This window comes from Robinsoniella sp. RHS, assembly GCF_001029355.1.
Taxonomy (GTDB): Bacteria; Bacillota; Clostridia; order Lachnospirales; family Lachnospiraceae; genus Robinsoniella; species Robinsoniella peoriensis.
Map to the genome: position 1 here is coordinate 1 of NZ_JNGB01000104.1, position 6,737 is coordinate 6,737.

The 6,737-nt window shown below is 37.8% G+C and carries 10 protein-coding genes and 2 pseudogenes; 2 read left to right on the forward strand and 10 right to left on the reverse strand.

Going from position 1 to position 6,737, the window contains the following annotated elements; genetic code table 11:
- The 9 genes and pseudogenes from RHS_RS23885 to RHS_RS23915 form a co-directional block, all read right to left on the reverse strand.
- A partial coding sequence (locus tag RHS_RS23885; RefSeq protein ID WP_047834570.1) for a TnpV protein occupies positions 1–282 on the reverse strand: 282 nt, incomplete at its 3' end.
- Between the two features lie 10 nt (positions 283–292).
- Positions 293–1,105, reverse strand: a complete 813-nt coding sequence (locus RHS_RS31825; protein WP_395023466.1) for a hypothetical protein — start codon at positions 1,103–1,105, stop codon at positions 293–295.
- A 98-nt stretch (positions 1,106–1,203) separates the two neighbouring features.
- Positions 1,204–1,776: a MobA/MobL family protein gene (locus RHS_RS31830; RefSeq protein WP_395023468.1), complete on the reverse strand. Its 573-nt coding sequence runs from the start codon at positions 1,774–1,776 to the stop codon at positions 1,204–1,206.
- Between the two features lie 246 nt (positions 1,777–2,022).
- The gene (locus RHS_RS23895; protein WP_047834571.1) at positions 2,023–2,256 is read right to left on the reverse strand and encodes a hypothetical protein; all 234 of its coding nucleotides are present in this window, start codon (positions 2,254–2,256) and stop codon (positions 2,023–2,025) included.
- 116 nt (positions 2,257–2,372) lie between these two features.
- Positions 2,373–3,347, reverse strand: a complete 975-nt coding sequence (locus tag RHS_RS23900) for an AAA family ATPase (RefSeq protein ID WP_047834572.1) — start codon at positions 3,345–3,347, stop codon at positions 2,373–2,375.
- Positions 3,348–3,448: 101 nt separating this feature from the next.
- Positions 3,449–3,837 (reverse strand): annotated as a pseudogene (locus RHS_RS23905) (plasmid mobilization protein).
- 2 nt (positions 3,838–3,839) lie between these two features.
- Positions 3,840–4,421, reverse strand: a pseudogene (locus tag RHS_RS31835) (site-specific integrase).
- A gap of 111 nt (positions 4,422–4,532) precedes the next feature.
- Complete coding sequence (locus RHS_RS31840; protein ID WP_395023472.1) at positions 4,533–4,721, reverse strand: N-terminal phage integrase SAM-like domain-containing protein; 189 nt, start codon at positions 4,719–4,721, stop codon at positions 4,533–4,535.
- A 199-nt stretch (positions 4,722–4,920) separates the two neighbouring features.
- The gene (locus RHS_RS23915) at positions 4,921–5,100 is read right to left on the reverse strand and encodes an ICEBs1 excisionase (RefSeq protein WP_395023474.1); all 180 of its coding nucleotides are present in this window, start codon (positions 5,098–5,100) and stop codon (positions 4,921–4,923) included.
- Positions 5,101–5,283: 183 nt separating this feature from the next.
- Between RHS_RS23915 and RHS_RS23920 the strand changes: the two genes are divergently transcribed.
- The gene (locus RHS_RS23920; protein WP_047834574.1) at positions 5,284–5,826 is read left to right on the forward strand and encodes a helix-turn-helix domain-containing protein; all 543 of its coding nucleotides are present in this window, start codon (positions 5,284–5,286) and stop codon (positions 5,824–5,826) included.
- Positions 5,827–5,859: 33 nt separating this feature from the next.
- Complete coding sequence (locus tag RHS_RS23925) at positions 5,860–6,291, forward strand: hypothetical protein (RefSeq protein WP_395023470.1); 432 nt, start codon at positions 5,860–5,862, stop codon at positions 6,289–6,291.
- Positions 6,292–6,487: 196 nt separating this feature from the next.
- On the opposite strand, the gene RHS_RS23930 is transcribed toward RHS_RS23925, so the two are convergent.
- The coding region (locus RHS_RS23930) for a transposase domain-containing protein (protein WP_047834575.1) at positions 6,488–6,737 on the reverse strand (250 nt) is incomplete at its 5' end.

Consider the following 6,737-nt stretch of genomic DNA (forward strand, 5'->3'; position numbering starts at 1 on the left):
CTCCTCTGTAATACCTTGCTGCATCTTCATAGATTCTACAATCCTATCTACCTTCTCTATTGCAATTTTATCTATATTGTTCAAATGCTCCACCAGCCGACCTTGTGTGAGTAGGCAGGTATAAAATACTCGGCGGTGTTCCTTTAAATATTGAAGTCTCAGCCTCCCATTTTTTCCATAGGTAGGGGCTGCCTCCTGCGGCGGTAATAAATCCGGCAAATAAAAATCTCCTTCCAATGTGTAAAACAAACCGTTTCCCTCATCGTAAATATGCTTTTTCATAAGTCACTCCTTATCTTTCGCCCCTATCTTTGGAACGGGTACGAACCTGATTTTTCTTGTTATCTGTAGCTTTTATTCTTTGCTTGTACTTCTTCAGTGTTTCCATTACGCTAACTGGTTCTTTGCTTTTTTCCGTACTATTTTCCCATTTTTTTATTGATTTTTGGTAACTGTCGTAATCTGCTTTTGCGGCATTATAATCAGCCAGAAACGCTTTTGTATTTTTGTATCCATAATCCCGCACACCGTTGGACAAACACTGCTTCATACTAGCAATCTGAGTAGTTAATTCCCCGATATTCTCCTGCAACACTTTCCGTTGTTTTCCTTTAAAAATACCTTTCACACTCCCCAGTTCCCTATTAGCTTCAACCAGAACTTGCTCTTTTTTATGAATCGCAATATTCTGATTATTAAGCTTTTCAAAAATCACTTGTAATCTCGGAAAGTTATTTGCCAATTCCGACTTCGCAGGTGGTACAGACGGTATCTCTTTGTTTTTCTTTTGTTCATATGGCAGATATGCAGATTTTTCATCAATAGTTTTACTTGAATTTACGGCATTTAGCACTTTAAATATCAGTATTTGCAATATAGTGATTGCCCCCTTTAAAACATTTGCAAATAGCTGTGGGCATTTCCCTTCTTTTCTTACCAAAGTTTTTACTTTTTCAGAAATCTCCATCTGTTTAATATTCATAATCTGTGTCTCCGGCACTCCACCTAACAAGGCTCTATCCACTGTTTGATTCCAGTCTTGTCTTAATTGATTATCCGACTGCATCTGCTCTGCCTTTGGATTATTTTTCCCAATCTTTTTCATTGGCAGGTACACTCCCTGCTTATCAAATACCTTTAACTGCTCTTTTTCGTCCTTCACATATAAATTAATGAGATTTGTAAATGATGCCTTTACCTCTTTTAAAAACAGTTCCGACTTAATTTTGCTTTTTTGGGTGTAAATAACTTCCGTTCATACACCTCCCCTTTCGAGATAATCTTGCAACCGTTTTTTAACTGACCAGCCTCATCTATTATCTCTTTTTTAGTGCGTACATGCCGCCCCGTTTCATCGTAAAACATGTTACGGGTTGCAACCTTCTCGACTGGTTTCTCCAACAATTCTCGTTCAGAAAAGATGAGATGGATATGATAATTTGTTTTCCGTTTATTATGATGCAATGCTCCAATAGCTTCTACCTCATATTGCTGCTTAAAATGCTCCACAAACAATTTTAGCAGCATATCCGGCTCATACTCCACAAAACTCTCCGGCAAAGCTATAATCAATTCTCGTGCTTCTATACACGATCCTTCCGTACCACTTTTCTTGAATTCCTCCTGATTACACTTTGCCAGTTCATTCCAAAATTTTCGTTCCGTTGTTTCATACACCGCATACAGATTTTCTTGTCGTACATGGCTGGATATATAACTAATCCGACCTTTCAAATTTGTCAGCTTCGACATCTGTATGAATGAGTGTCTTGCCAATAAGCGTACCCCCTTCCTGCACTTTTGTGAGTGGATACCGTAGGGTATCCGTTTACGAACTTCATGCCCGTTTCCGGGCTGCATTATAATCTCCTCTACTGTTTATCTTTAGAATAGCAAAAGGCATATTACGACAATAATTCACTTACTTCCCCGCCATAGCGTACTGTCTTTTCATTCGCATTTCTCTTTGTCCGCTATCAACAGGTGCGTGCCACGCTCCTGTTATTGGTAGTTAACGAAAACCTACCACCGGAAACTTTCCGGCACTCCCCTTTTATCCAAATACTCTTTTCTAGCTTTTTCCTTCTCTTCCTCCGAAGGTGCTGTTTTGTATTTTGAATATAATAGGCGCATGGTTATGGAATCCATCTTATCCATCAGTCCTTTCTCTATTTCCGGCTGAACCTCTTGCACACCCATGATGTGGTATTTCATCAATGCTATAAATAATTCCTCTGATATTTGTATCTGCTTCAAATTTTATCCTCCATTTTTCAAGTCCGCAACAACGTAATGTCTATGATTTTTGCAACCTTGCATTGTCCATCTCCGCAAATTCTATATACGCTGCATTGTTGCGTTCTTCACTATAATTACTTTATATTTTTCAGTTCCCAATACCATGAATTGTTGATTTTCTTGGCTTTGATGTTTAATTCTTTCTTGGCATTTTCCAGAGTCCTTTTGGAGATATCTTCTGCATCTGCCAATTCAAAAATTTCACTACTTGGCATTGTTTTATTGATTTTGGCAAGTTTCCGAAGCCATTGCTTTGCCTGTTCCAGTTTATTTGCTTTTGGAGCAGTACCGCCCAATACTTCATCTGCTGTTATATCGTAATCTCCCAGCCATTGAAAACCGTTTTCTGATAATGAAAATGCTTTGGGATGCCCAAAGGCTGCAAGATTATTTTTAATCTGAACAACCGCTCTCACATCTGCCTGACCTTCTATTCTCCCTACCAAAAGAACGCTTCTTGCTACGGCAAAGAAATCTATGGAACCCATTCCCCGATAAGCAGCTTTGTTTCCCGCCGCCTTATTCATATGACCAATCAGGACGATGGCACATTGATACTTCTCCGCCAACAGCCCTAATTTCTTTGTCATATCTCTGGCTTCATTTGCCCTATTCATGTCAATCCCGCCGCCTAAATAGGCTTGAATTGGATCAAGAATCAGTAACTTGGCATTCGTCCTAATAAGTGCTTGTTCCAGCCTTTCATCTACCATAGAAAGCATCTTGTCACTTTCATCAATAACTACGATTCTTTCACAATCTGCTCCCGCTAATTTCAATCTCGGTTTTACCGTGTCGGCTAAACCGTCCTCGACTGTCTGATAGATAATGTTCATAGGCGCTGGTACTTTCACATCCTTATCAAGTCCACTTCCTTTTGATAATTGAGCCGCTATATTTAAGACCAGTGTAGTCTTTCCATCCCCCGGATCACCTTGAATAATTGTTAATTTTCCATATGGGATAAACGGATACCACAGCCATTGAATTTCCTGCGACTGTATCTCCGATAGTTTTATTAACTTTAAGTCTGTTCTTTCTTCTTCCATAAAGCCTCCATTCGAATGATTATTATTGATACTCTGGAAAACCTCTGCTATACTTGTGCTGTAATACTTTGGATAACAGATGTTTTCCATTGTGTGAAGTCCTAACAGTTGCTGCTGTCGGGACTTTTTTCTTTATTTTCCTCCGTTTCCTGCCAAAGATATTTTACACCATCCAACATCCACAATATGGCTTTCAGCATACTCAGACAGTCATTTCTCATTTCTCCAAGCCTTCGTTTGATAACGTGACCTCTTGCTGTTCAAATTGACTCACAACATCATTAAGATTCATTTGCATAATCTGTAATTCTTCTACCAGCCGATAGATTACTTCCTTTTTACCAACTACACAAACCCTGTTATAAATACAGGAGCGGATGAAATAGTCTTTCTTTTGCATTCCGCTGGCTATAATTTTTGCTTCGATTTCATCACGCTCTCTTGGCGAAACCCGAAAGCTGATTGTCGGGTATTTATGAACTCCGCTCATGGCTATGCCTCCTCTCCATTGACGATTTCTAATTGTTCTGCTAATTCAGCTTGTTTATTGGGGTATAGATGGGAATAGGTGTTTAATGTGGTTTCTATTTTCTCATTCCCCAAACGCTCTGCAATCGCCAATGGCTGAAATCCCATTTCTACAAGCAGGGATGCGTGTGAATGCCTTAAATCATGCAATCTAATACGCTTTACTCCCGTTTCTTTTATCCCTCTTACAATCTCATGCTCCATAAATGACTTGGTAAATCGGAACATCCTTTCTTTGGGCGTGATGCCATATAGCCTACTGCAATACTCTTTTAATTCTTCTGCCAGAAATAGCGGAATTGTTACTTAACGATTACTTTTCGGTGTCTTATGCGGAGTCACCATATCTTTGCCTTTGATACGCTGATATGACTTTGAAATACTGATAATTCGCTTCTCTAAATCAATATCCTCATAAGTCAAAGCCAGTAATTCTCCAATCCGTATCCCCGTCCAGTATAGAATCAGAAAAGCCATCTTTGCCTCCGGTTTTTCTTTCATAGCGAAAATGAACTCTTTAAACTCCTGCTTCGTCCAAAATTCCATTTCGTCTGCCTTGCTTTTACCAATACTGCCAGCTTTTCTGCATGGATTGTCTTTGAGGTCATAGTATCGGACTGCGTAATTAAAGAGTGCTGCTAACTGATTATTGATACTTTACAAATATGTGGGGGCATATCCCTTTTTGATTAACAGGTTCTGCCATTCTCTAATATCAGCAGTCTTGATTTCGCACATCTTTTTATTCTTGAAGTAAGGTGTTACCTTCAAATCAAATACATATCGCTTGTTTATAATGGTGCTTTCCCGTAAACAGTGTTCCATATCTTTATAGTAAATTTCCACAAAGTTATCGAACTTAATATCTAAATCTCTTTGCTGTTGCTGCCGGAAGTCCCGCTCCCATGCCTCTGCTTCACTCTTTGTTTTAAAACCTCTTTTGTACTTCTTATGGCGTTTGCCTTGCCAGTCCTCATAATAGAACTGGCTGCGCCACAGCTTACCGTCTCTTGTAATGGACATTCTATCAACTCCTTTTCTCTCCTTATGCCAACTTCATGCCGTAGAATTTTTCTTGAGAATATTTTGTCGGAACTTTTCCAGAAATCACTCTGAAACCTTTTGCTCTCAACTCATCATTCAATCCCCGAACCACCTTATATGCGTATCCTCTGGATACCCCCAACAGTTCAGCAACCTCATCTGCAGTTAAATACATTTTCATCCTATTATCCAAATTAGTCTCTCCTCTCCTGTTTTTATCAGTACACTTTTGTGATCTATTGTGTTTTTGATTATACAGTACACTTTTGTGTTCGTCAAGTATTTTAAATAACTTTTTATACACAAATGTGTCCTCATATGATAGAATACAAATGTAAACTTAAAAATATGGAGGGTAATTGATATGACCACTGGTGAAAAAATTAAATATTTTAGAAATATGCGTGGAATATCGCAAGAAATGCTTGGACAACTATCTGGCATTAATTCCGCCACTATCAAGAAGTATGAATATGGTATCCGTAATCCGAAGCCAGACCAATTGCTCAAGATAACAAATGCACTGGGCATCAGCATTAACCTTTTTATGGACTTTGATATAGAAACCGTATCCGACGTACTGTCTTTGCTGTTTAAGATGGATGAGCAGGTCGATATGACCTTTGAAGCCGAAAAAGATGAGGAAGGAAACTTTATCCCCGACACAATGAAGATATCCTTTAAAAATCATGCCATTAATAAAAAGCTATGCGCTTACTTAAAAGCAAAACAGTTGCAGGATAATATCGAAAATGCTAGTGACAGTTTTAGTGATCAAAAACAGCATCAAGAAGCTATAAATGCAATGGAAAAAGATATGGAAAAAATCAAGAATCATCTTGTGGATGATAGTATGGTGGTAAAGAAGGGGACTAAGGGAATAATGGTTAAGATGTTCCCACAATAACCTCTTATTTATTGTAGAAAGGATGACTTACGTATGAGATTTTGTGACTTATTTATTTCTTATAAAATAGGATTAAAGGGGATTAAAAGTACCATTCCCTTTACCAAATTACCGCTTTACAGAAAAATTGCAGTTGTATTGACTTTCTCGCTCTGCTTAATTTCACTTTTTATACTATTTTTGAGATGTTATATAATTGCTCTTGTAGTAATTCTACTGGCAATAATATCACCCATTATATTTTTAAAAATTGATTCTAAGACAAGCAATTTAGAATATATGCTCAAAAACCACTATTCTCCATATTCCTATCAGAGAATGAGGATGGTAATTCAAGTTCTAAATGAATACAATGTTGATATAAACAATATGGATTCCATTGATATGTTGATATCAGAAGCAAAAATTGCACAACTTCAATGTGACTATTTTGCACTTTTAAAAAAGCCGCTTAAAACTCTATGAGCGATAATTATACCAATAGTTGTGTTCGTTGCTCAAAAATTAGGTTATACAACCTCTCAAGAAAATATACTTATTCTTGCGCTTCAATCTATTATAATTATATCATCTATTTTTTCTATCATTCTTGCTCTTGCAACGTAAGCGATGAATAACATAGCGTATAGACTTTCCCAACGTTTACTAGTTTTCAATAAATTTAAACAGTCATGGCTGGATGATCTTCAACCGTTACTGTTTCAACATCTATTAATCTGGAACAATGCTCTTTTATGAAATCACTCCATGGCAGTAATTGTTCAATACCATCAGGCCCATTTTTGTAACCCGGCATGTACAACAGCAATGTATAGATATATTGGAACACGTTCAGATTTGTTGCTTTTGCAGTCTCTACGAGACTATATAGGATGGCACTTGCATTTGCACCAGCGACTGATGCATGGAAC

Coding starts and splice junctions, on each gene's coding strand:
- RHS_RS31825 (WP_395023466.1), bottom strand. CDS start 1,105: ATGAAAAAGATTGGGAAAAATAATCCAAAGGCAGAGCAGATGCAGTCG.
- RHS_RS23900 (WP_047834572.1), bottom strand. CDS start 3,347: ATGGAAGAAGAAAGAACAGACTTAAAGTTAATAAAACTATCGGAGATA.
- RHS_RS23915 (WP_395023474.1), bottom strand. CDS start 5,100: ATGAAAATGTATTTAACTGCAGATGAGGTTGCTGAACTGTTGGGGGTA.
- RHS_RS23920 (WP_047834574.1), top strand. CDS start 5,284: ATGACCACTGGTGAAAAAATTAAATATTTTAGAAATATGCGTGGAATA.
- RHS_RS23925 (WP_395023470.1), top strand. CDS start 5,860: ATGAGATTTTGTGACTTATTTATTTCTTATAAAATAGGATTAAAGGGG.